18 protein-coding genes are annotated in these 24320 nt (G+C 47.1%); 10 read left to right on the forward strand and 8 right to left on the reverse strand.

What is annotated here, in order from left to right; all coding sequences use genetic code 11:
- The first annotated feature begins 31 nt into the window (after positions 1 to 31).
- Positions 32 to 634, forward strand: a complete 603-nt coding sequence (locus OP864_RS07725) for a DUF6992 family protein (protein ID WP_270100634.1) — start codon at positions 32 to 34, stop codon at positions 632 to 634.
- Positions 635 to 794: 160 nt separating this feature from the next.
- Here OP864_RS07725 and OP864_RS07730 read toward each other — a convergent pair whose 3' ends face one another.
- The 4 genes from OP864_RS07730 to pfkA all read right to left on the reverse strand — a co-directional run bounded on the left by OP864_RS07730 (position 795) and on the right by pfkA (position 4960).
- Positions 795 to 1772, reverse strand: coding sequence for a lysylphosphatidylglycerol synthase domain-containing protein (locus OP864_RS07730; RefSeq protein ID WP_270100635.1), 978 nt, complete (start codon positions 1770 to 1772; stop codon positions 795 to 797).
- Positions 1772 to 2329, reverse strand: coding sequence for a crossover junction endodeoxyribonuclease RuvC (gene ruvC / locus OP864_RS07735; RefSeq protein WP_270100636.1), 558 nt, complete (start codon positions 2327 to 2329; stop codon positions 1772 to 1774). The genes OP864_RS07730 and ruvC overlap by 1 nt, the downstream gene beginning before the upstream one ends.
- A gap of 62 nt (positions 2330 to 2391) precedes the next feature.
- Positions 2392 to 3693, reverse strand: coding sequence for a ribosome biogenesis GTPase Der (der, locus tag OP864_RS07740; RefSeq protein ID WP_270100637.1), 1302 nt, complete (start codon positions 3691 to 3693; stop codon positions 2392 to 2394).
- Between the two features lie 289 nt (positions 3694 to 3982).
- The gene (pfkA, locus tag OP864_RS07745) at positions 3983 to 4960 is read right to left on the reverse strand and encodes a 6-phosphofructokinase (protein ID WP_270100638.1); all 978 of its coding nucleotides are present in this window, start codon (positions 4958 to 4960) and stop codon (positions 3983 to 3985) included.
- 201 nt (positions 4961 to 5161) lie between these two features.
- Between pfkA and OP864_RS07750 the strand changes: the two genes are divergently transcribed.
- Positions 5162 to 5875: an LOG family protein gene (locus OP864_RS07750; protein WP_270100639.1), complete on the forward strand. Its 714-nt coding sequence runs from the start codon at positions 5162 to 5164 to the stop codon at positions 5873 to 5875.
- Between the two features lie 273 nt (positions 5876 to 6148).
- Here the strand turns inward: OP864_RS07750 and OP864_RS07755 are convergent, their stop codons facing one another.
- Complete coding sequence (locus OP864_RS07755) at positions 6149 to 6910, reverse strand: hypothetical protein (RefSeq protein ID WP_270100640.1); 762 nt, start codon at positions 6908 to 6910, stop codon at positions 6149 to 6151.
- Positions 6911 to 7022: 112 nt separating this feature from the next.
- Between OP864_RS07755 and OP864_RS07760 the strand changes: the two genes are divergently transcribed.
- The 3 genes from OP864_RS07760 to OP864_RS07770 all read left to right on the forward strand — a co-directional run bounded on the left by OP864_RS07760 (position 7023) and on the right by OP864_RS07770 (position 12858).
- On the forward strand, positions 7023 to 10052 hold the full coding sequence (locus OP864_RS07760; protein ID WP_270100641.1) for a M1 family metallopeptidase: 3030 nt from the start codon (positions 7023 to 7025) through the stop codon (positions 10050 to 10052).
- Between the two features lie 1536 nt (positions 10053 to 11588).
- Positions 11589 to 12635 carry a hypothetical protein gene (locus OP864_RS07765; RefSeq protein ID WP_270100642.1) on the forward strand — a complete coding sequence of 349 codons (1047 nt, stop codon included), beginning with the start codon at positions 11589 to 11591 and terminating at the stop codon, positions 12633 to 12635.
- Positions 12636 to 12642: 7 nt separating this feature from the next.
- Positions 12643 to 12858, forward strand: coding sequence for a hypothetical protein (locus OP864_RS07770; protein ID WP_270100643.1), 216 nt, complete (start codon positions 12643 to 12645; stop codon positions 12856 to 12858).
- A 266-nt stretch (positions 12859 to 13124) separates the two neighbouring features.
- On the opposite strand, the gene OP864_RS07775 is transcribed toward OP864_RS07770, so the two are convergent.
- Complete coding sequence (locus OP864_RS07775; RefSeq protein ID WP_270100644.1) at positions 13125 to 16586, reverse strand: CHAT domain-containing protein; 3462 nt, start codon at positions 16584 to 16586, stop codon at positions 13125 to 13127.
- Positions 16587 to 17182: 596 nt separating this feature from the next.
- Here OP864_RS07775 and OP864_RS07780 point away from each other — a divergent pair.
- From OP864_RS07780 to OP864_RS07790, 3 genes are read left to right on the forward strand one after another with little or no spacing between them, the layout of a single operon-like run.
- Positions 17183 to 18247, forward strand: coding sequence for a hypothetical protein (locus tag OP864_RS07780; protein ID WP_270100645.1), 1065 nt, complete (start codon positions 17183 to 17185; stop codon positions 18245 to 18247).
- A gap of 33 nt (positions 18248 to 18280) precedes the next feature.
- Positions 18281 to 18574 carry a hypothetical protein gene (locus OP864_RS07785; protein WP_270100646.1) on the forward strand — a complete coding sequence of 98 codons (294 nt, stop codon included), beginning with the start codon at positions 18281 to 18283 and terminating at the stop codon, positions 18572 to 18574.
- A 13-nt stretch (positions 18575 to 18587) separates the two neighbouring features.
- The gene (locus OP864_RS07790) at positions 18588 to 19184 is read left to right on the forward strand and encodes a hypothetical protein (RefSeq protein WP_270100647.1); all 597 of its coding nucleotides are present in this window, start codon (positions 18588 to 18590) and stop codon (positions 19182 to 19184) included.
- 335 nt (positions 19185 to 19519) lie between these two features.
- On the opposite strand, the gene atpC is transcribed toward OP864_RS07790, so the two are convergent.
- Complete coding sequence (gene atpC, locus OP864_RS07795) at positions 19520 to 19759, reverse strand: ATP synthase F1 subunit epsilon (protein WP_002658810.1); 240 nt, start codon at positions 19757 to 19759, stop codon at positions 19520 to 19522.
- Between the two features lie 78 nt (positions 19760 to 19837).
- Positions 19838 to 21346, reverse strand: a complete 1509-nt coding sequence (atpD, locus tag OP864_RS07800) for a F0F1 ATP synthase subunit beta (protein ID WP_270100648.1) — start codon at positions 21344 to 21346, stop codon at positions 19838 to 19840.
- Positions 21347 to 21771: 425 nt separating this feature from the next.
- On the opposite strand from atpD, the gene OP864_RS07805 reads away from it, so the two are divergent.
- Complete coding sequence (locus OP864_RS07805; protein ID WP_270100650.1) at positions 21772 to 23151, forward strand: cytochrome ubiquinol oxidase subunit I; 1380 nt, start codon at positions 21772 to 21774, stop codon at positions 23149 to 23151.
- Between the two features lie 22 nt (positions 23152 to 23173).
- Entirely contained in the window at positions 23174 to 24190 is a 1017-nt protein-coding gene (locus tag OP864_RS07810; RefSeq protein ID WP_270100651.1) for a cytochrome d ubiquinol oxidase subunit II, read from the forward strand.
- Positions 24191 to 24320: the final 130 nt, after the last annotated feature.

The following is a 24320-nucleotide window of genomic DNA, read 5'->3' on the forward strand; positions in this document are numbered from 1 at the left end:
GGTCCTATTCATCGTTTAGAAAAGAAAAACGATGAGAACAATGATCCTAATCTGCCTCTTCTTGGGCAGCAGTTTATCTTCTTGGGGGCAAGACAAAACGCCCTATGATTATGCTCGGGCCTCGGCTGCAGAGCAAAAAAAAGGCATGTACTTATTGGGGGGCTGGTCCTTGGCATCCTTAGGCGTAGGGGCTTTGGGCTATGGCCTAAGCCAAGGAGAAGAAGAGCGGGCCTTTCATGAAATGAACATGATTTGGGGCGGAATCAACTTGGCCATCATTGGCGGCTCGATCCTTTTGATGAAGCCCGCTGAGCCTGGGCTCAGCTTGGCCGATGCTCGAAAGAAACAGCGAAAGGTCCAAAACATCTACCTCATCAATACAGGCCTAGACCTTTTGTATATGGGGGCTGGAGCTGCTCTTTTGGCCACAGCCGACCGTTATCCGGGCCAAGAAGCGGGCCGCCGTGGCTACGGCAAATCTATTTTATTGCAGGGCGGTTTTCTATTTGCTTATGACGGCTTTGAGTATTTGGTCCAAAAGCGCCTAGGGCGTCCCCTCTTTAAGGAAGAGGGCTGGAGCTGCCGGCCGGCCTCCTCTAGCTTGGGTTTGGCCCTTCGCTATCGTTTTCCCTAAAGCGCTGGCCCAAAATTCGACGACCGAAGGGAGGAGCGGCCTAGCGATGTGCAGCAGTGGCCGAAGGCCAGACCAAGCGGGCGCAGCCTGCGCAGGGCCGAGCAGAGAGCGAGCTGCAGAACGTAGCGCCCGCCGAAGGCGGGAGGCCCCAAAACAACAGCTAGATCTTTTTTTCCTTAGCATTTAGGCGAAAAAAGCCTATCAGACTAGCCATGAGCGTCGGGAGAAAAATGTTGATTAGCCAAAGCGTGAAGCTGGCCCAAAGGATATGATCGGCCGCGATGGGGGCCAAAAAATAGAGCGAAAGCGAGGCCCGAGCCAACAAAGCCGCCGAGGCCGGAATGGGCAGGGCCGTTTGGGCCAAAAAGACCAATTGCACGGCTGTAACGGCCAATAAAAAAGGGGGGTGGGCGCCAAAAGCATAGAGCAAAGCCACATTTTGGAGAATATAGCAGCCATAGCGGAGCAGCGAAAGGCCCAAAACGGCGCTCAAATTGCGTTTGGGCAAATTGAGTTTTAGGAAGGCGTACTTCTGCAAAAAGGTCCAGCGCGAGTACCACTGCGGCCCCAAAAAATAGATCGCCAACAAGAGCAACAAAAGCGGAGGCAAAGCCCCATACAGCCAATACTTTTGGGCCAAAAACCAAGCGGGAATCGGTAATTGGGCCATTTCTCGGTAGGCCAAAGCCAGCAGGCCCGCTGTGACCAAAACGATCCATTGAGCTAGGCTACCAAAAGCGCTAGACGACAAACTTTGGGCTCGAAGCGCCTTGGGCAAATAGAACAATCGGCCCGCATGTTCGCCGATTCGGTTGGGGGTAAACACCCCTAGGGCCAGGCCCATAAAAATAGCTTTTATGGCCCTAGAAAAAGCCATAGGTGCCGCCAGTAAAGCCCGCCATTTTTGGGCCTCCAAGGCCCAGTTGAGGGGCAAAAGCAAAAGAGCCAAAGAAAAATAGGCCAAAGAGAACTCCGCCTGAAAGCGTTGCCAAGAGAGGGGCGGCAGCTCTGCTGCCGCCCGCTGCCACTGCTGCTTGAGCAAATAGGCAAGAGCGACAAACAAAAGGAGCTGCAGCAAAAAACGCAGTCCTTTATTGGCCCAAATCTGTTTGAGCAGTGCAAAGATGCGGTTGCCCATCAGCCCTTGCGTTTGGGGTTATTATTGAGGAAATCGCCCCAGCCCTTATAGCGTTTGCCGCCTTTGCTGGCCGAGCTGCCCTGCAAATAATGGCAGTAGGCCACGCCCACGGCATCGGTAGCATCTAAAAAATCGTGATGAAAATCGCCTTTAATCAGATGGGGCAACATGGCCGCTACTTGCTCTTTGCTGGCGGCCCCCTTGCCCGTTACGGCCTTTTTGATGCTTCTGGGGCTGTATTCTGCTACGCTTAGGCCATGATTGCCCATCACGGCCATAACTGCGCCCTGCGCCCGCCCTAACTTGAGCATCGACTGGGCATTTTTGCCATAAAAAGGGTCTTCTAAAGCGCCTGTAGAGGGTTCATAATATTGAATCAGGCGATCTAGCTCGCTATAAATGAAACTCATCTTTTGGGCCTGGCTGTCCATCTTGCGCATATCCAAAACGCCCATACTCAGCAGCTCGACCTTTTGGCCAGTTGCTTTTAAGAAAGCATAGCCCAGCAAAATAGAACCGGGGTCAACCCCCAAGATGATTTTTGTTTTCTTTGGCACAGTGATCCTGATTAACAAAAAAGGCCAATAGTGCGAACTACTGGCCTTTTTCTATTTGCTATTTACTTATCTCTAAAGTAGAGCTTAAGCGGTACTCCGGTAAAATCGAAGCGGGCCCGCAGGCTGTTCTCCAAATACTTTTTGTAAGATTCTGAAACATGCTTAGGGTGGTTACAGAAAAATACAAAAGAGGGATAAGCCGTGGGCAATTGGACCATATACTTGATCGAGATCATGCGGCCCCGATAAGCGGGGGGATGATAAGCGGCCAAGGTTTCTTCCAAAAAGGTATTCAATTTAGAAGTAGAGATCCGTTTGCTGCGGTTTTCATGCACCTCAATGGCCACATCAATGGCTTTGAGCACCCGCTGCTTCTCCAAAACAGAGATAAAGACGATGGGCACATCGCTAAAGGGCGCAATGCGCTCGCGGATGTGGTCCTCATATTCTTTGAGGGTATTGGTGCTCTTCTCGACCAAATCCCATTTATTGACAAAGATGACAATCCCTTTGTTGTTCTTGATGGCTAAGCGGAAAATATTAAGGTCTTGGGCCTCAATTCCCTTGCTCGCATCGAGCATCAATGCACAGATATCGGCAGATTCCAAAGAGCGGATGGCTCTCAAGACCGAGTAAAACTCTAGGTCCTCTTTTACCGAGCGCTTACGGCGCAAACCTGCTGTGTCGACCAAGATAAATTCTTGTCCAAATTTATTGTAATGCGCATGCACGCTATCGCGGGTAGTTCCAGCAATATCCGTAACAATAGAGCGCTCCTCATCTAAAAGGAGATTGACAAAAGAAGACTTTCCCGCATTGGGTCGGCCCACAATCGCAATATGCGGAAGGCGGTTATCTTCTTCGGGAATACCCGGAATAATATCCGTCAAAGCATCCAATAGGTCGCCAGTGCCACTCCCAGAAGTCGAGCTAATGGGATAAAGATTATCAAATCCCATGGCCCAAAACTCATGAATCATGAGCTGGCGTTCGTTGTTATCTACTTTATTTACGGCCAACAAAACCGGTTTGTTGATCTCTTTGAGCAAACGGCCCACCTGCGCATCCAGGTCGGTAATTCCCGTTTCTACATCTACCATAAATACTACCACCTGCGCTTCTTCAATGGCCATGCGCACCTGCTTGCGGATCGCCGCAGCAAATACATCTTCTCCATCGCCAATAAATCCGCCGGTATCTACCAAATGAAACCGCTTGCCGTTCCATTCTGTCGAGCCATATTGTCGGTCACGGGTTACGCCGCTCACATCATCTACAATTGCCTGACGCATCCCCAACATACGGTTAAAAAAGGTCGATTTTCCTACATTGGGCCGCCCTACAATGGCTACCAAATTTTCCATATCTTCTATAATGATTAAGTTCGTCTGAAGTCTGTCGGCCCAAGTTTTCTAGACCAACTGCTGTATCTTTCGTATTCAGCCCACAAAGATAAGCATATTTCATTGACCCGCTTATTTTTAGCTTTTTTTCTTTTTGGGGCCTCCGCCTCGCTTCGCTCGTCGGCGCTACGCTTTAGGGCTCGCAAGTCTGCTCGGCCCTTCGCCAGCAAGCTGGCTCGGTCTGGCGCTGCGCGCCACCCTGTCGCATCGCTAGGCCAGGCGCTGCGCGCCTCTGCTGCCATCGCTAGGCCTAAATAGCCGAAAGAATATGGGCTACTTTTTTCAGGCTGGGGCTAATTTCGATATTGTGTTTGGTAGATTGCTCAAAGGGGACTTCAACCAGTTGTTTGTGCTGTACCCCAATCATAATTCCTCTTTTATTGGCCAACAGGGCTTCTACCGCGCCAATGCCCATTTGGGCAGCCAGCACACGGTCGGCACAAGTAGGGGTTCCCCCTCGCTGAATATGGCCCAAAACCGTCACTCGGCTTTCTTCATAAGGGACCTTATCTTGCACTTGCTTGGCCAATTCAAAAGCTCCACCAGCATCATCGCCCTCGGCCACTACAATAATACAGGAGTGTTTGTGCTTCTCGTGATATTCCCCAATTTGCTGAATCAACAAAGGGATGTCTGTTTCTACTTCAGGGACCAAAATGGCCTCGGCCCCGCCAGCAATTCCCGAACGCAGGGCAATAAAGCCCGCATCTCGGCCCATAACTTCTACAAAAAATAAGCGGTTGTAGGCCTCTGCCGTATCACGGATTTTATCAATGGCTTCTAGAGCCGTATTGATGGCCGTATCATAGCCCAAGGTATAATCTGTTCCATATAGATCGTTGTCTATGGTGCCCGGAATGCCCACAAAGGGAATTTCGGGATGTTCTTCCATAAAAACCGTAGCTCCCTTAAAAGAACCATCGCCTCCAATGACCACAACCCCCTCTATGCCAGCGGCTTTTAGTTGTTCAAAGGCTTTTTGGCGACCTTCGGGCGTCATGAATTCGGCAGAGCGGGCAGAGCCCAAAATGGTCCCACCTCTGTTAATGATGCCCTGCACCCCTTCTCGGTCCAAGGGAACAAAATCTCCCAAAATCATTCCCGCATAGCCTCTACGGATACCGAGCACCTCTACTTGATTATAAATAGCGGCCCGCACCACTGCACGAATGCAAGCATTCATTCCTGGCGAATCGCCTCCTGATGTAAAAACAGCTATCTTTTTCATGCTTTTTGTTTTTTTGGTCCAAAAAAAGGCCGTCAAGCCGCCTAAAATACAGTTTTCTCTTCCCTTTTTCAGTTTTATTTTGATAAATTGCTGAGCTTTTGCCCCGCAAAAAGCCAGAACGACTATTCTTGATGGCCCTTCTTTTTCTTTAAAAAGATGGCATTTTTTTGTGCCCAGGGCCCAACTTAAAATATTTTGACTATGACAGAAAAAGAAAAGCATTCTAAAAACAACCCCAGACAGTGGTCTAAAATTAAGGCAGAAAACTCTTGGACCATGTTCAAGGTAATTGCAGAATTTGTAGATGGCTACGAGCGTCTCAACGATATTGGTCCCTGTGTGTCTATTTTTGGCTCGGCCCGTACCAAGCCCGACAACCGCTACTATAAACTAGCTACCGAAATTGCCAAATTGATGGTCAATGAGGGCTATGGTGTGATTACAGGTGGTGGCCCCGGTATTATGGAGGCGGCCAACTTGGGCGCCAAGCAAGCGGGTGGTCCTTCTGTAGGACTCAATATTGACCTTCCTTTTGAGCAAGGCCATAACGACTATATTGACAACGACAAGATTTTTAACTTCAAGTACTTCTTCATCCGCAAAGTGATGTTTGTGAAGTATGCGCAAGCCCTTGTAGTGCTTCCTGGTGGTTTTGGTACCATGGACGAACTCTTTGAGGTCCTTACTTTGGTCCAAACCCATAAGAGCTCTCCTGTTCCCATCATTTTGGTAGGTTCTGAGTTCTGGACCGGCCTAAAGGATTGGATCAAAAACGTGATGCTAGAACAAGAGCAGAATGTAAGCCCCAAAGATTTGGATCTTATGCCCATTACGGATGACCCTCAAGAGGTGGTCCGCATTATCAATGAGTTTTATGCGCATGAAGACCTCAAGCCTAAATTGAATCTGCTCTAAACGAGCCGAGGAATGACAAATAAAAGTGCCCCCGCTGCCAATGGCAGCGGGGGCACGCTTTTATAAGGTCCAGAGGCGCGCAGCGCCTGGCCACAACAAGCCCTTTAGGGCGCCGTTCGACGACCGAAGGGAGTAACCGATGCGGCAGGGTGGCCTAGCGATGCGACAGGGTGGCGCGCAGCGCCAGACCGAGCCAGCTTGCTGGCGAAGGGCCGAGCGAACAGCGAGCCCTAAAGCGTAGCGCCCGCCGCAGGCGGGAGGCCCCAAAACAACTTAATCATTCATGGTACAAGTAGTGCAGCCCGTGCAGTAATAGGCTACATAAGTCCATCTCCCCACTTTCTTTAGTGCACAGCCCTTACCTTCACCTGAGGTACAGCTACAAGATTTTGGAGCATCGCCAGGAGCAGTAAGCTTCACATCAGGAAAAAAGAAAGAAAAATCGGGGCTATAGGGGATCAGCAACTGAAAGGCCTGTCCATAAAAATAACTTTGCGCTAAAACGTAATCCTCTTCTGATAATTGAACTAAATCTTCTCCCTTGGGAAAATCAGGCAAATCGCCTCCACCGTACACAAAATCATAATGCTCTTGAATGAGTTTTTGGAGCTCAGGCAATTGGGTAAAAGCCTCGATGCCCGCAGCAGACAAGGAAGCCTTGGCTGCAGTTTCATAACTAATATCATCCTGAGCAGTATAAAGCACTCCCAAAATTTCTAGATTTGACTGTTCTTTTTTGGGCTGAATAGCGACATCTGCCAAGCTTACCGCCTTTGTCTCTTTGTCCTCTAACAAAAAGCTATAGCCTTGAGGCAGAACAAACTCTACCGAAGTTTGGCTAGCATCCGTATATTTCCATTGGGTCCCCTTGGGCAGCTCAATTCCTTCTTCTAGGGGCTGAGCTTGCGCTAGCGTTTGATAGCTATCTACTGATTTTAGGGTTTCTTGGGCCATTTCTACCTCTGCTTGTTGGCAAGAAGCCAATAAAGCGAAAGTCACAAAAAAAACAAATACATTAAAAATGAGATTCTTCATAATTAACAATTGTTTAGATTAAAGAATAAGAGTATACAAATTAAAAATTTAATCTCAGAAAACCTAAACCAAATAATCCAATAAAAAATTGCAAAAAAACATACTTCCTAATATGAAATCAATTCTAGCACTTTTGCTCTTTTTCTGTTCTGGCTTTTTGTCTGTTTGGGGGCAAAGCAGCGACTACTTTCAGCAGCAGAGCCATTATGAGATTCACTTTCGGCTCAATGAGGCCCAGCATAGTTTATCGGGCCATTGGAAAATGAGCTATCAGAACCAGTCGGCAGATAGTCTAACTGAAATATGGATACATCTTTGGCCCAATGCCTACCGCAACAACAGCAGTCCCTTTGCCCATCAATTGGCGGAAAATGGCGACCTGAGTTTTCAGTTTGCGGCAGATTCGGCTCGTGGGGGAATAGATAGTCTAGACTTTAGTAGCCCCAGCCAAAACCTTAGCAGTAGTTTCCCTTTGGGCGGCCAAGAAATGCTGCGGCTGGAGCTGAGTGCGCCCCTCGCCCCAGGCGACAGTTTGCTGATTGAAAGCCCTTTTCACTTAAAAGTACCCGCTAGTTTTTCTCGTTTGGGCCATCAAAAACAATATTATCAGCTTTGTCAATGGTACCCCAAAGTAGCGGTTTATGATGCAAAGGGCTGGCATCCTATGCCCTATTTGGACCAAGGCGAGTTTTATGGAGAATTTGGCGATTACGATATATATATAGAGCTGCCCGCCAATTATTGGGTGGCCGCCACAGGCGAGCTACAAACAGCAGCCGAGCAAAAACGCCTAGCCGATTGGGCCAAAGCCTGCGCAAAAATGGAGCTGATTGGGCTTTCGGTAGATCCGCCCCCTAGTCTTCCTTCAGATAGCAGCTTTAAGCAATTGCACTATCAGGCTAAAAACGTACAAGACTTTGCCCTCTTTTTGAACAAAGACTTTTATGTCCTGAAGAAAGAGATGACCCTAGCCACTGGCCGAAAACTTCCCCTTTGGGCCTTTTTTGAGGCCGAAGAAGCTTATATCTGGCAGTTGGCGCCCGACTTTATGGAAAAATCAACTCGCTATTATTCTAAAGTCATGGGCGAGTATCCCTACCCACAAATTACGGCGGTCCAAGGGCCCTTAGGAGCAGGTGGGGGCATGGAATACCCCATGATTACGATCATCAACCCCACTAGCAGTAAAAAATATTTGGACCTCCTGTTGGCCCATGAAATTGGCCACAATTGGTGGTATGGCATTTTGGCCAGCAATGAGCGCAAACATCCTTGGATAGATGAAGGCTTTAATTCCTATATCGAGAGCCGTTATCTGCAGCAAGAATATGGCGGCCAGCCCTTGCGCCAAGCCTATTTGGCCTATCTGCTGCAAGTCCAGCGCAATGAGGAGCAATCTAGCGCCCTGCCCTCTGATAGCCTGAGCAATTTTAATTATTATTTGGCCGCCTATGCCAAACCCAGCCTCATCCTCTCTTATCTAGAACAGCATTTGGGCCAGCCCAAAATGGATAGCATTCTGCAAGCGATTTATGAAAAATGGCAGTTCAAACATCTTGGTCCCCAAGAACTGCAAAAGGAGTTTGAGCAGGGCAGCGGCCAAGATTTAGACTGGTGTTTTCAGGGGCTGCTACAAGATAAAAAGCGAGTAGATTTGGCCCTAGAAAAACTGAGTAATTTGGGCAGCGACAGCCTATTGGTCCAAATTCAGAATAAGGGCCAAGCCGCTCCCCCCATCTTTTTGGCCTATATGAATGAGGAAGGCCAAGTTTTGCAGGCCTTTAAGTTCCCCCCCTTGGCGGCGGGAGAAAGAGAAAGCTTCCGCATACCCAAATTGGCCCATGCGCATAGCCTAGAAATAGACCCCTTTGCCTATTTACCCGACTACAATAGAGCCAACCAGCAGCAGTATTTTGCTCGCTCCAAACGGAAGCGCATTAACCTGCTCTACCCTAGTCCAGATTTTACGAATCAGGCGCCTTCGGTGGCCCCAATTATTGGCTACAATGCCTATGATGGCTTGCTGCTAGGCTTGGGAGTTTACAGCAATCCGATTTTTCTAAAAAATTGGGGCTACCAACTTTATCCTTTGGTTGGGACGAGCTCCGAGCAACTCGTGGGCCAAGGCCAATTTAGCTTTCACAAAGGTTTGCAAAAGGGCAAAATCAAGGATTACCAAATTAGTTTGGGCTATAAGCGCTACAGTTATTTTAGCAATGAGCGCTACAACTATAAGTTACAATATCAGCGTTGGCGCTTGGCGGCGGAGCTGGCCCTGCGCCCCAAGGCAGGTCGCCAATTTAGGCGGCAATATATTGGCCTAGAAAACCTATTGATTCGAGAAGAGGAGGAAAACTTTGAGCGCGACAGCCTGAATAATATTAGCTATTTGGGCAAAACGGGCAGCTTTAGATCGGTCCACCGCCTCTATTATCGCTGGGAAAACCGCCACCCTTTGGCCCCAGCAAAATATAAATTGGCCCTAGAGTTTGCCCAATACGATCAAGGCCAGGAGCAGTACCTCAAACTCAGTCTAGAGGGACAAAAAGACTGGTATTATGCCGTAGGTAAAAAGATCGGTCTCCGCTTTTTCTTTGGCGGCTTCCCCTTTCATAGCGATCGAGATTTTGGCGCTTACCCGCTGCATTTGCTCAGCCGAAATGCCCATGACTACCATTATGACAACTATGTTTGGGGCCGAAATGTCCAATCGGGCTTTTCCGAACAGCAGGTTTTAATCAAAGAAGGGGGCTTTAAGTTGCCCATTGCCAACGCCCAAGCCATTGGCGACGGCCGCAGCAATAGCTTTATTGGCGCCATAAATCTCCGAGCCGATTTGCCCATTCGCCTGCCTTTCCGCCTGCCCTATTTTCGCCTACAGCCCTATTTTGATCTGGGATATTTTGAAAACACCGTCCCCTCTCTCCAACTAGACAGCCCCGCCGATGCCATCTTTTACGATCTCGGTCTGCTGCTCGATATTGGCGATGGACTGGCCCAAATTTCCTACTCTTTTTACTCCAATGAACGCCTCCGCAATTATATGAAGGAGAAGAATAACTTTTGGGCTCGCTTCGGCATCAGTATCAACCTCAATAGCTGGAGCAGAGAAAAATTAACCGATGAACTGATTGGGTTTTAAGTGTTTTTTGGGGCCTCCGCAGCAAAGCTGCGGCGCTACGCTTTGGGGCTCACTGCTCGCTCGGCCCTTCGTTTTTTCGCTGCGCTCAAAAACTCGGTCTGGCCTGACGGCCACCCCGCCGCATCGCTAGGCCAGTCGCTTCGCTCCTTTGCGGCGGCTTCGCCGCCTGTAGGACTCCATAAGGAAAGGTCCAAAACTTAGGTTTTGGGCCTTTTTCTGTTGTGGGGGGGTACAGCTAGCCATCAAGAGGGGTTCCTGTACCCATCGGGAGGGGTTTACCTACCCATCGAGAGGGGAGCCTGTACCCATCGGGAGGGCTAAGGCTAGCCCTCCATAGGGGTTTTGTATATTATCTTGAGGGCTATCTCTAATCCTCCATAGGGGTTTTGTATATTATCTTGAGGGTTATCTCTAATCCTCCATAGGGGGTTTATATATTATCTTGAGGGCTATCTCTAATCCTACAGATCAGTCCTCCTAGTCATCAGGAGTATTCTTCTACCTAAAGAAGAGGACTTAGGCTAATCATCGGCAGGACTTGAACTACTCCAAAGGAGGACCTATAGTGGTCCTAAAGAGGAACTAGGCCTATCGTGTAGCGGACTTAAGTAAGTCCAAAAGAGGATGTACAGAAGCCCTCTAAAGGAGCTCCCCTGCCCCAGGCGAGGACTTGCCCAAGTCCTCTTTAGGAGCTATACAACCCCAAGAGAGGAGCTCACTAAGTCCTACCGAGGGGGTTCACTACTCCTCGCCCTTATTTTGGTTCTTTTTCGGAAGGTTTGGCACAAAAAAGGAGCCAAGGTCTTGGGGCCTTGGCTCCTTTTGAGGAAAGAACTGAACTAAAGTTTTAATAAAAAAAGTCAATTCTGCGATTTTAATCTATGGTTTTAAATTATCTATTTTTATATTTGACTATTATTTAAGCGATAACTAAATGTCCATGCAAGACCACAGACAGACAGACAGACAGACGATGACGGTCAGTTAACTGCTGTACAACAACTTCATGTTTTAGGCCCTAAAATTAGCCGAGAAGAACTTCCATTAGAGGAGGGCGAAGAGCAGAAATTTTGGCTTACAGAGCCCTATTATTTTTCGCCCAATATTGCAGAAGAAGGATTTGATGAGGCCTACATCAATCGTTTGGAGATGGGCCCCACTGGAGTAGAAGAAATGAACCTTCTACTTTCTGGCTTTTTTCAGCGCTATGTCTCTTTTGAGCCTATTGAGCAGATAGAACTTAGCGGGCAACTAGACGGAAGCTGGCAGGTCCATATTCCTCAGTTTTCGGATCTATCTCGGGGCTTAGATCAGGTCTCCCTTGCCTTTAGTTGGCAGGAAGAGCATGAGTTTACTGCCGCATTGGAGCAGCAATTAGCCGCAGGAGGACAGCCCGCTAAAAATATTGAGGAGGAAATCCAAAACTGCAAACATTGCCCAGAAGAAGCCATAGAAGGCCAGCAATATGAAGATGCAGACGGAAAGCGCTACCAATATGAGAATGGGCAATGGCTAGAGCATATCTGGACCGCCCCGATGCTTGAACCCATCCCTGTTAAGGCAGATAGAATAACTGCTGAAGGCAGTTCTTTCTGGGATTGGGCCAAAATTGGGGCAGAAATAGCTATTGGCTTCACTCCTTTTGGGGTTGTTTTAGATGTTATTGATTTAGGGAAAGCAATTGCGGGGGGAAATCCAACGGATATTGCTATTGCCATGATTGGCTTTTTGCCTGCGGGGGATTTACTAAAAGCAGGGAAAAAAATTGGTGGGGGCTTAGAAAAAATGCTCAAGCATACCGATGAACTTGCTCCCTTTGGCGTTCAGCCGCCCAAACTGCAAGCACCTCCTAAAGAGCTTGAAAAGCTAAAAGAACTACAAAAGCAAGTTCCAGAAGGCCCCAAAGCAGCTAAAGAAAGTCCGCCAATTCAAAATAATGATGCCCCAAAAGTAGAAACACCAAAAGCAGAGCCCCCTAAACTAGAGGAACCTCAGCTAAAAGAGCCCGAACTCAAAGAGGAAATTCCTTTAGAAAAGGAGCTGGGTAAACAAGAGGCGCCAGAAATAGAATTCGGCTCCCAGCTCCCGCCTAAAATTTATAAGCTAGCTGATGAGAACTTTGTCCTTTTACAGAAAGGAAAACTAGGGAAATACGGTGAGGGGGATAAAATTCCTAAAGCGGAATATGAAAAACTGATTAGGGAGTATAAGCGAGAGCAGTTAGCGGCTAAAAAAAGTAAGGAAAAGCCACTAAATGTACTTAAAGAAGTTTCTATAGAAAAACTACAGCGTGCAGGAAAGCAAATAGATAAAGGTGGACAATTAACTAAAGCTGGTAGAGGCCTTCAAAAACATGGAAGCAGAGAAGGTAGTGTTTTTCCTCCAGCCAAAGGAAGCCCTAAACAAATAAATGAACAAGGAGAAAAAATATTAACTAAGATTTTACTACAGAAAGATGCAGTAAGAACAACTAGACACCATGCTCGCTTTGGAGATATTTTAGACATTAGAATACCTGGGGGAATGGGGGCTAGATTTAGTTCAGATGGTAAGAAATTTATAACTTTTTTAGAACCAGAATAGTATAATTATGAATAAGTATTCGATTCAAATAGCAAGTGGTCCAGACCGAGAAAAGCTTGTAGCAGAGATTTGGCTAAATGATATTATGATTGTAGAAATCAGTCAAGAAAAGCCCTATTTAGAGATTGAGCTATTTTTTAGTGACAAGTTCGACTTTAAATTGCCATATGAAGAGTTTTTAAATGTAGTCATGAAGGCTAAAAAAATTCTACTAGAAGAATAGGCCTCTGGCTATTTAACCTTACAAACCTAAGCGGCAGTTGATTTAGTCAACTGCCGCTTTTTTCGGTTTTGCAGGGCCGAAGGCCCGCAGGCCTAGGGGCCTGAAAGGGTGGCCGAAGGCCAGACCGAAGCCCGAAGGGCTGAAGGGCCGAGCAGACCTGCGAGCCCTGCAAGGGCCCGGCCGCCGAAGGCGGCAGGCCCCAAAACAGCATCCTCAGAAATAAAAAAACCTCCTCCAAAGCGGGAAGAGATTTGAGATTTTGTTGTTTAGCTGCGCCATTTTTGCCAGCGCTCAATCAGGCTAGAGAGCCAAGCCATGGGCTTTTTTTGCTGGCGGCGATAGAGGAGGAATCCCGTAGCGCCAAGGGCTAGGCTCAGGCCGAGGAGCAGCAGCAGAATGCTGGACCAAGACCAACCGTAATCTAGGGGGGCGGGATTGCCAATGCTGATAAAAGAGCCCCAAAAAGCGGGGTGTCCAGAAATGTGATCGGACTGATTGAGATAGTCCAATTTAGCCTTTTGTAGGGCGGCGGGTTTGCTCATTCCATTGGCCAAATTTTCATAAAAGCGGGCCATTAGGGCAGCGCTCGTATAATCGTTCACCTTCCAGAGGGTGGTCACCACCGAGGGCACACCCGCATACATAAAGGCGCGGGCCAGACTGAGCACTCCCTCGCCTCGGACCACCTTGCCAAAGCCCGTTTCGCAGGCCGAAAGCACCACCAAATCCGCTTTGAGGTCTAGGTTATGAATCTCATAAGCATATAGGCGGCCAGCATCTAAATTGTCTATTTCTCCAGAATCTCGAGCAAAAAGCAAGAGGGATTTATGCGGATGGCGAATATCGACCACGCCGTGCATGGCCAAATGGATCAGGCCATAATTAGAAGCGTACTCATAAAAATGCTCCTTATCGGCCTCCTGTTTCATAAAATACTCTCCACTAAAATAAGACTGGATTGCCTTGAGTTCTTCCTCGGCCCAAGGCAGCTCCTTATGTTCCCCAATCAGGGGATCGCCAAGGGGGTAAGCGGGGGCAAAACCGAGGCATTGGCGATTATTTTCTAGGCGTTTGGCTCGGATATTTTGGACCAGCAAACTGGCTGAATAAGAATAATTCAATTGATAGCGGCGAATGAGGTAAGCTAAACTCTTATAATCCACCTTATTCAAATCTGCGGGCTCTTCCAGCAAAACCTCAAAGGGAATATAGCTAAGCGCCCCGTCGGGAATCACAATAAGTCGATCTAATTGCTCGCTACTCCCTTGAATAAAAGGCATCACATAGCTTTTATAGAAAGCATGAGCCGAGAGCACATAATTCTCATAAGCCTTTTTGTGGTCCTTCCCAATCATTTGATAATCGGTTAGGGCATGGCGAAGATCTTGGAGATTTTGGTCAAAATCCTGCGGCAGGGGCAATTGATAAAAGCTGGGGAAATCCTTCGTAATTTTGAAAACATAGAGATAGCGGTCGCCAATAAAATACTCCAAAAGAAGATCTTTGGGTTCTAGAATCTCCTTTTGCAATTCGGGCAAGCTCACCGTTGGGCTCTCATATTTGAGTTGATAATACTTAGGGTAATTCTGCTCAATATATTGGACCAAAGAATCGTAGGATTTTCGGCTTTGGAAGTAAGCTTCATCAAACTCCTCGGCTCGGCTCATATTTCGGTGTCGATAATCCGAATAATAGGCGAGTTTTCTTCTCAGGCTTTCTTCTTGGGTCAGTAGTTCGGCGGGCAAATCACTAAAAGAGCGGGCGGCCACCCCTTGCAGGGCTTGCAAAAGAACAAAGCTTTTGCTGCGTTCCATGATCTCGAAAGCCTGATAGAGGTAACTGGGGTTTTTGCTTTCTTGATAGCGCAGATGGGCCACCTCAATAGCGCCTTCATAGACCGAAATCGAGCGTTTGGTCAGTTGTTGTTTAGAGCCATCGGAAGAGAAATTGATGCGGAGGCTATCCACCAGGTTCAGGGCCAGGGCATAGGTAGATTCGGCGGCTTGAATCTCTTTGGGGGCCTTATTGGCCCGATGCAATTCTAGCAGCAGATGGCCTTTTTGGGCCAGGGCGGGCAGCCAGTCGATATTGTGCATCAGGCAGCCTAAATCGGGATTCTGATAAATATCTACCTTATCTTCTGGCAGCTCTTTACAGACGGCCGTCAGGGCATTTTGCACATAAATCAGGGCCAGTTTATAATCTCTTTTGCGCTCATAGAAGGAGGCCAAATTGAGGTAACTATCAAAGAGGCTTCCCCCAATGACCTCATCCTCTCCTTTCTCCTCGGAGGCATCAAAGAGTAGGGCCACCTCTTGCTCTTGGCCAAAGCCGCTTTTGGCATAATTAGCGGCCCCTCCATCACGGATACTAATCTTCTTTTTTAGGGCCTCATTGAGGTAGTAATACTCTTGTTTGGCATCTCGAATAAAGCGGTAGGCTTCGGCTAGGCGGTCATAGGCTTGGGCCAGACGATAGTCATTTTTCGAGAGTTGTTGCTCCCAAAGCTTAGCGGCTTTTTGGTAATAAAAGAGCAGCGAATCGGGTTTAGATTTGGCCTTAAAGTACTCCCCCAGTTCTATATAAATGTGGCCTAAATTGGGGTGTTCTGCACCATAAATTTGCCGTTCTAAGCCCAAGGATTTTTTCAGATGAATATATTCTTCTCGGCTATTGCCCAGGCCTCTTTGGGCTTTGGCAATGGCTTTGTAGAGCTGAGCCACCTCTACCGATTTGCTCCCTACTAGCTCCAAATAAATCCGCAAACTGCGCTCATAATAGTTGAGCGCCTGATCATAGTCGCCACTATAAAAGTTGCGCTGCCCCAAAAGATAATAGCTGCGGCCAATATCTTTATGGACCTTATTCAGGGTTTTGAGCTGAATCTTCAGGGCTTTTTCTAGGGCTGCTTCTTCTTCCTCAAAGCGGTTGGTCAGCCGATAATAGACCGCCAACTGCAAATAAGAGGAGGCAATTTTGGGGTGTTTTTCGCCAAACAGCTTTTGCCGAATGGCCAAGGCCTTCTGGTGGTAATCAAAACCTTTGGGATAATCTTGTTTGCGATAATAATAATGTTCGCCTAGGGCCTCATAAATATCTGCGGTCAGGTAGGTCTCTTTGGATAAAGAATTGAGTGCTTGGTCCAGATAATCGGCCTCCATGCTCAGGGGGTCGAGCAAGCTGCTGCTGTCCTGCGCCTGCTTATTCAGTTGGCCATAACAGCGACCAATAAAATAATAGCTTTGGGCCAGTTCTTCTTTGGGCGCATTCCATTTTAGGCGAAGGGCCAGGGCTTTTTGGTGCAGGGCCAAGGCCTTCCAAAAATCTACTTCGGCATTCATGCGGTAGCGGCCCAGGCCCTCATAACCATCGGCAATGATGAGGCTATCGACCTGCAAACTGCTATCCGAGCGGGCCAAATCATCAAAGAGGGCCAAGCCCCGCTTAAACTCATTATCGGCCTCTTGGTAGCGGGTCAATTCTATATAATTATTGCCCACCCCATTGTAGCAACGGCCATAGCCCTCCACATCTTTGAGGCGGCGATAAATAGCGGCGGCAAACTGAAACTCTTGTACCGAGGCCTCATATTGGGCTTCGGCATAAAGGCTTTTGGCTTTTTCAACATATTCGAGGGCTCTTGCTTTGGAGCCTGTATTTTGGGCCTGCCCAAAAGGCAGCAAACAGCCCAAACAGCCTAATAGTAGTAGAAAACGAACTAAGGGCATATAAGTGATTGATATTTTGCGGTATGGAGTCGGGGAAAAGGGCAGCCCTAAAATACGGCTTTTTATTTTGCTGACTAAACTGTTTTTTTTGGGCCTCCGCAGCAAAGCTGCGGCGCTACGCTTTGGGGCTCGCTGCTCGCTCGGCCCTTCGTTTTTTCGCTGCGCTCAAAAACTCGGTCTGGCCTGACGGCCACCCCGCCGCATCGCTAGGCCGCTCATCCTTTGGTTTTCAGGCTAGCCGTTTTGCTTCGGCCTCAATAGGTATAGGCTCTGAAGTCTATAAAATGAATCCTTATCGCTAAACATTAGCCCCAAAAAGGCTAAATAAGTGTTTTAGTACTGAAATTTAAATTACCTATTTTTATATTTGACTATTATTTAAGCGATAACTAAATGTCCATGCAAGACCACAGACAGACGATGACGGTCAATTAACTGCTGTACAACAACTTCATGTTTTAGGCCGTAAAATCAGCCGCGAAGAACTTCCATTAGAGGAGGACGAAGAGCAGAAATTTTGGCTTACAGAGCCCTATTATTTTTCGCCCAATATTGCAGAAGAAGGATTTGATGAGGCCTACATCAATCGTTTGGAGATGGGCCCCACTGGAGTAGAAGAAATGAACCTTCTACTTTCTGGCTTTTTTCAGCGCTATGTCTCTTTTGAGCCTATTGAGCAGATAGAACTTAGCGGGCAACTAGACGGAAGCTGGCAGGTCCATATTCCTCAGTTTTCGGATCTATCTCGGGGCTTAGATCAGGTCTCCCTTGCCTTTAGTTGGCAGGAAGAGCATGAGTTTACTGCCGCATTAGAGCAGCAATTAGCCGCAGGAGGACAGCCCGCTAAAAATATTGAGGAGGAAATCCAAAACTGCAAACATTGCCCAGAAGAAGCCATAGAGGGCCAGCAATACGAAGATGCAGACGGAAAACGCTACCAATATGAGAATGGGCAATGGCTAGAGCATATCTGGACCGCCCCGATGCTTGAACCCATCCCTGTTAAGGCAGATAGAATAACTGCTGAAGGCAGTTCCTTCTGGGATTGGGCCAAAATTGGGGCAGAAATAGCTATTGGCTTCACTCCTTTTGGGGTTGTTTTAGATGTTATTGATTTAGGGAAAGCAATTGCGGGGGGAAATCCAACGGATATTGCTATTGCCATGATTGGCTTTTTGCCTGCCGGGGACTTACTAAAGGCTGGGAAAAAAATTGGCGGGGGCTTAGAAAAAATGCTCAAGCATACCGATGAACTTGCTCCCCTTGGCGTTCAGCCGCCCAAACTGCAAGCGCCTCCTAAAGAGCTTGAAAAGCTAAAAGAACTACAAAAGCAAGTTCCAGAAGGACCAAAAGCAGCTAAAGAAAGTCCGCCAATTCAAAATAATGAAGCCCCAAAAGCAGAGACACCAAAAGCAGAGCCCCCTAAAATAGAGGAACCTCAGCTAAAAGAGCCCGAACTCAAAGAGGAAATTCCCTTAGAAAAGGAGCTGGGCAAACAAGAAGCGCCAGAAATAGAATTCGGCTCCCACCTCCCTCCTAAAATTTATAAGCTAGCTGATGAGAACTTTGTCCGTTTGCAAGAAGGACGATTAGGGAAATATAGGGCTAATGACGATATCCCTAGAGCAGAATATGAAAAGCTGATCAAGGAGTATAAGTGAGAAATGAGTCTAATCCCTAAAGGATTTGGCAAAATGGCCAAAGATAAAGCGGGAAAATGGTACACCACTCCTAAAACGCTAAATGAACAGCTAGCTTTAGATGAAGCAATGACGGGACCTAATATAATAACTGATAAAAGAAAGCGTATCAAAGATGATATAAAAGGTGACCCTCGAATTCCAGCTTACTCATGTATAGATAAATGGTCTTATAGTGTGCAAATTTTTGATTCCAAAACAGGAAAGAGAATAGAAAACATTCAAATACACTATCTTGCAGACAGGAATATAGGTATTAAATTTGACTTTAAATTCAAAATAGATTAAAATAATACATATCATGCTAGTTAAGTGTAAGATTAACTCAATCAAGCAATTAGTTCAATCATCTTCTAACGATTGGATTAAAAAGCACTTTATGAAGATTTACCCCTATGGCATTCAATTAGAGCAGCATTATGTAGTACATGCTATACAGTACTACCACATTCCCTTTGTATATATTTATACTAATGATGCCGAACGCTTTCCCTATCCTTATCCCCTAGAATTTTTTGAAGTAGTTGATGCTCGGCTTTCTAAATACTTTTGTTTTGGAGAAATTCAAGGTTGTCCTATTAGTAGTAGCTTAGATCCGATCATTACGTTTAAGGAATGGGCAGAGAATCCAGATTTCTTTAGTGACCTTATTGATGGGGAAGATTACACTAAAGTAGCCCAGACCTATAAGGAGAAAATGGAGATAGAATTTTTCAATCCCAACCTCAATATTAGTGAAGAGCCTGCCGCCATCTTAGATCCAAAGATGAGTTGGTTATTTTGTCCGGCTTGTACAGAGAGCTGGGAGGTAAAGACAGATGATGAGATGACAGCTTGTCCCAGTTGTGAGTTGTATTACCATAATCCCTTTATAAAAAAGGGGGGAGAGGAGTCATAATATTCTTCTTGATAAGAAGCATAAAAGCCATTAGACAAACTAGCCAGCAACCTTTTCTGCCATGGGCTAAAGCCCTTCTTTGCTTTCTATCCCTTATGAGCCGATGGTTGAAACCATCGGCTCATTTTATTGTGCTTAGTATGGCGGCTTTTATTGCTGTAGGTTTCAACCTACAGTAAAAAGGGCCGAAGGCCAGACCAAAGCCCGAAGGGCTGAAGGGCCGAGCAGACCTGCGAGCCCTGCAAGGGCCCGGCCGCCGAAGGCGGCAGGCCCCAAAAAAAAGAGACGCTCCTTATCAAAAAGAAGCGTCTCTTATGGGAGAGTGGAAAGGCGGTCTACTCTTGGACGAGTAGAGAAACCTTATTATCGAGTACCTCGATAAATCCACTTTGGATAGCGAGTTCTTGCTTACCCCCTTCCTGGGCCAAAAAGCTCACATCGCCAGCCTGCAAAGAGGCCACAATAGCGGCGTGATTTTCTAGCACCTCAAATTCTCCATCTACACCAGGCACCGTAATGCTGCTGATTTTGCCTTCAAAAACTTTCTTATCTGGCGTCAATACAATGAGTTCCATAATAATATCTTGTATGATGGCCTAAAAAAATTAGCCGCGGCCGAAGCAGCCACGGCTAAGATCTATTTATCTATTGGATTAAGCTTCGCTGAGGAGTTTTTCACCTTTCTCCATAGCTTGCTCGATGCTACCCACAAGGTTAAAGGCAGCTTCGGGATATTTGTCTACTTCTCCATCAATGATCATATTAAATCCTTTGATGGTATCCTTGATGTCTACAAGTACCCCTTGGAGACCTGTAAACTGCTCGGCTACGTGGAAAGGCTGAGACAAGAAGCGTTGTACACGGCGGGCGCGGTGTACGACCAATTTATCTTCTTCAGACAATTCTTCCATACCCAAGATCGCAATAATATCTTGCAATTCTTTGTAGCGCTGAAGAATGTTGATTACCCGTTGGGCGCAAGTATAGTGCTCATCACCTACGATATCGGGAGACAAAATCTTAGAAGTTGAATCCAAAGGATCTACCGCGGGATAGATACCCAAAGAGGCCAATTTACGGCTAAGTACCGTGGTGGCATCCAAGTGAGCAAAAGTAGTTGCGGGAGCGGGGTCAGTCAAGTCATCCGCAGGTACGTAAACGGCCTGTACAGAAGTAATTGAACCACGCTTAGTTGAAGTAATACGCTCTTGCATCAAACCCATCTCGGTAGCCAGCGTAGGCTGATAACCTACAGCAGAAGGCATACGTCCCAAAAGGGCTGATACCTCGGCACCGGCTTGTGTAAAGCGGAAGATGTTATCGATAAAGAAGAGGATATCACGACCTTTAGCTTCATTGGGATCACCATCGCGGAAGTACTCGGCAACAGTAAGACCAGAAAGAGCTACACGGGCACGGGCACCGGGAGGTTCGTTCATCTGACCGAAGATAAAGGTAGCTTGAGATTCAGCTAGCTCGTCATGCTTCACTGCGCTGAGGTCCCATCCACCTTCTTCCATAGAGTGCTTAAAGTCTTCGCCATAGCGAACGATATTGGCTTCGATCATCTCGCGCATAAGGTCATTTCCTTCACGAGTACGCTCACCTACACCAGCAAAAACGGAGAGTCCTTTATGCTTCTTGGCGATGTTGTTAATCAGCTCCTGAATAAGTACGGTTTTACCTACACCGGCACCACCGAAAAGACCAATTTTACCCCCTTTGAGGTAAGGTGCGATCAAGTCGATAACTTTGATACCTGTGTAAAGGATCTCTTGAGAAGTACTCAAGTCCTCATAACGAGGAGGTTTGTTGTGGATCGCACGACGCTCCGCCTTGGGCAATTCACCCAAACCATCGATAGGCTCCCCTACTACATTAAACAAACGACCTTTGATCTCGTCACCAACAGGCATCGTGATCATACTGCCAGTATCCACTACGGGCATGCCACGAGTAAGGCCCTCCGTACTGTCCATAGCAATCGTACGGACGCTATCTTCACCAAGGTGCTTTTGACATTCGAGAACAATTTTATCTCCATTGGGGCGAGTCACCTCAAGGGCGCTAAGAATTTCGGGAAGTTTAGCCTCTTTGGCTGAAAAGCTTACATCGACTACAGGTCCAATGATCTGCTTGATGTATCCAGTATTTTGTGCCATAATTTTATTCTTGGACAATAATGAAATGGTATAAGTAAAACTGTAAAATCAGCGCAAAGATAGGCCTTTATCATAAAAACAAAAAAATAAAGTCCCTATTCGCCTGCTATAACTGCTTGTTTTTCTATATAATAGTAGGCCTACAGAAGAAAATTAGGATTGAAAAGGCCAAACAGAATATTTTTAGGGCTAAAAATCGCAAACAGAATAAATAACGGCCAGCTAGGCTTTAGCGGGCCAGCTTTATTAATGATTAGGCGGTTTAATAATATGGGAGTCCTCTTTTGTATAACTTTTTTACAATTTATTAAAGAGCCAAAGCCCCTCTTTTGTGTTGATTATCACAACGGAACAGCCTTAAAAGCTCTTCTTTTGAAGCAGAAAATAATAATTTATAATTACACCAACTAAAAGTATATATCATTATGGGAGACCTACTTGCAGCCCGTTTACAGATGGCTTTTTCTTTGGGGTTTCACATCATCTTTGCCTGTGTGGGTATGGCCATGCCTTTCCTGATGGCTATTGCGCACTGGCGTTATATTAAAACTGGAGATGCTGTGTATAAGGACCTCAGTAAAGCTTGGTCTAAAGGGGTGGCGATCTTTTTTGCCACCGGTGCGGTTTCGGGCACCGTTTTATCATTTGAGTTGGGCCTACTCTGGCCCGAATTTATGGAGCATGCCGGCCCTATCTTCGGAATGCCCTTTTCTTTAGAGGGGACCGCCTTTTTTATTGAGGCGATTGCTCTCGGCCTTTTTCTTTATGGTTGGGGAAAAATCCCCAAATGGATTCACTGGGGTTCTGGCCTTATGGTCGGTATTACAGGGGTGGCTTCTGGTATTTTGGTCGTTGCGGCCAATGCCTGGATGAATAGCCCCACGGGTTTCGATTATGATCCCTTAACCAATACCTATAGTAATATTGACCCCATTGCGGCTATGTTTAATCCCGCCTGGTTTACCCAAGCCCTACACATGATTTTAGCCGCATTTACGGCTACGGGCTTTGCTGTAGCAGGAGTTCACGCCTTTTTGCTGATCCGCAAACCCGCCAACCGCTTTCACCAACAAGCTATGCGCATTGCGCTACTAGTGGGTGGAATTGCCGCTTTTCTACAACCCCTTAGTGGCGATCTTTCTGCCAAGGATGTGGCCGTCCGCCAACCCGCTAAATTGGCCGCTATGGAGGCCCACTTTCATACCGAGGAATATGCCGGCCTATTGATTGGCGGTATTCCCAATGAGGAAACTGGCGAGGTGCATTATGGCATCAAAATCCCTGGCCTATTGAGCTTTTTGGCCCATGGCGACTTTAAGCAAGAGGTGGTGGGACTAGACCAAATTCCAGAGGATGAACGCCCCCCTGTGGCCGTTACTCACTTCGCTTTCCAAATTATGGTAGGGGCAGGGACCTTCCTCATGATGGTCGCTTTTCTCTACTTTTTTGCCCAAAAGTTCCGCCCCCGCTGGCTGGGACACAAAAACTTCCTTTGGCTGGTGGCGCTTAGCACGCCCCTAGGGATGTTGGCCGTAGAAGCAGGCTGGACCGTCACAGAGGTGGGCCGCCAACCCTGGATTATCAACGGAATTATGCGGACCAAAGAGGCCGTTACGCCTATGCCAGGTATTCAATATTCTTTCTATACGGTGGTCGTTGTTTATACGCTTTTGGCCGTTTTGGTGAGCTGGCTCATGAAACGACAGGTCCAAACCCTAGCCCAAAACTACGATAGTATGGATGAGGAAATTGACCTCAGCCAAAATAAAGCAAATACCAAAACAGAAGTTATAGAAGAATTATAGCTCCTCTAAAAGACCGATTTTTATGTTTATGTATATTGTCGTGCTGAGCTTCCTGCTCCTTTCTTTGCTCCTCTATGCCCTCTTGGGCGGAGCCGATTTTGGCGCCGGTGTGATTCAGCTTTTATCTACTACTCCTAAGGCCGAAAAAGTAATCGGCCGGGCCATTGGCCCCATTTGGGAGGCCAACCATATGTGGCTGGTGATTGCTGTGGTGATTAGCTTTATGGGCTTTCCCGCTATCTTTAAGGTGGTTTCTACCGCCCTGCATATCCCCGTTTTTATTCTGCTGCTGGGCATTATTTTCCGAGGAACAGCCTACGCCTTTAAACATTATGATGCCATCAAGGACGAAAAAAGCCAGTTGATGTATCATCGGGTCTTTGTCTGGGGTAGCCTTGTGTCTACACTCTTTATCGGCATTACCTTTGGCGCGATGAGCCTAGGCAAAATTGACCCCAATGCCACCGATTTCTATACCGGATATATTGCGCCTTGGTTCAATTTCTTCTCCATCAGTGTGGGCTTTCTTACTACAGCGCTTTTCGCTTTTCTAGCCGCCGTTTATCTTATTGGCGAAAATGAAGACCCCGAGGTCAAGGAGTTCTTTATTACTAAGGCCTGGAAGTGGCTATTGGCTTCTGTAGCTATTGGTGTGGTCGTTTTTGTTGCGGCCTATATCGATGGTCTCCCTCTTTTCAATGAGTTGATTAGCAGCCCGCTCAGTATGTTGGCCATAGGCTTTGCCGCTGGCTCTTTGCCCCTGATGTTTAGCACTATCCGCAAAGGAAAGGTGGTCCTTTCTCGCCTAATGGCTGGCGCCCAAACGGTCCTTATTCTTGGCGCTTGGTTGCTCTTGCATTATCCGCATGCCATTATGCTCAGCAATGGAGGCAGCCTAGATCTCTATGATAGCCGCGCCCCCGATGCCACCTTGGCCGTGCTCGGCTGGGCCCTCCTTTTGGGCTCGCTCTTTATTCTACCGGCCCTAGGCTACCTTTATGTAGTCTTCAAAGGCCATGGTCCCGAAGAAAGCATCTAATTTTTCATAAGCAGCTTTACTGCCCTGTTCTTGATGATCAAGAATGGGGCTTTTTTTTGGGGCCTCCGCAGCAAAGCTGCGGCGCTACGTTGCGCAGCTCGCTATTCGCTCGGCCCTTCGCAGGCTTCGC

The organism is Saprospira grandis (assembly GCF_027594745.1).
GTDB classification, from domain to species: Bacteria; Bacteroidota; Bacteroidia; order Chitinophagales; family Saprospiraceae; genus Saprospira; species Saprospira grandis.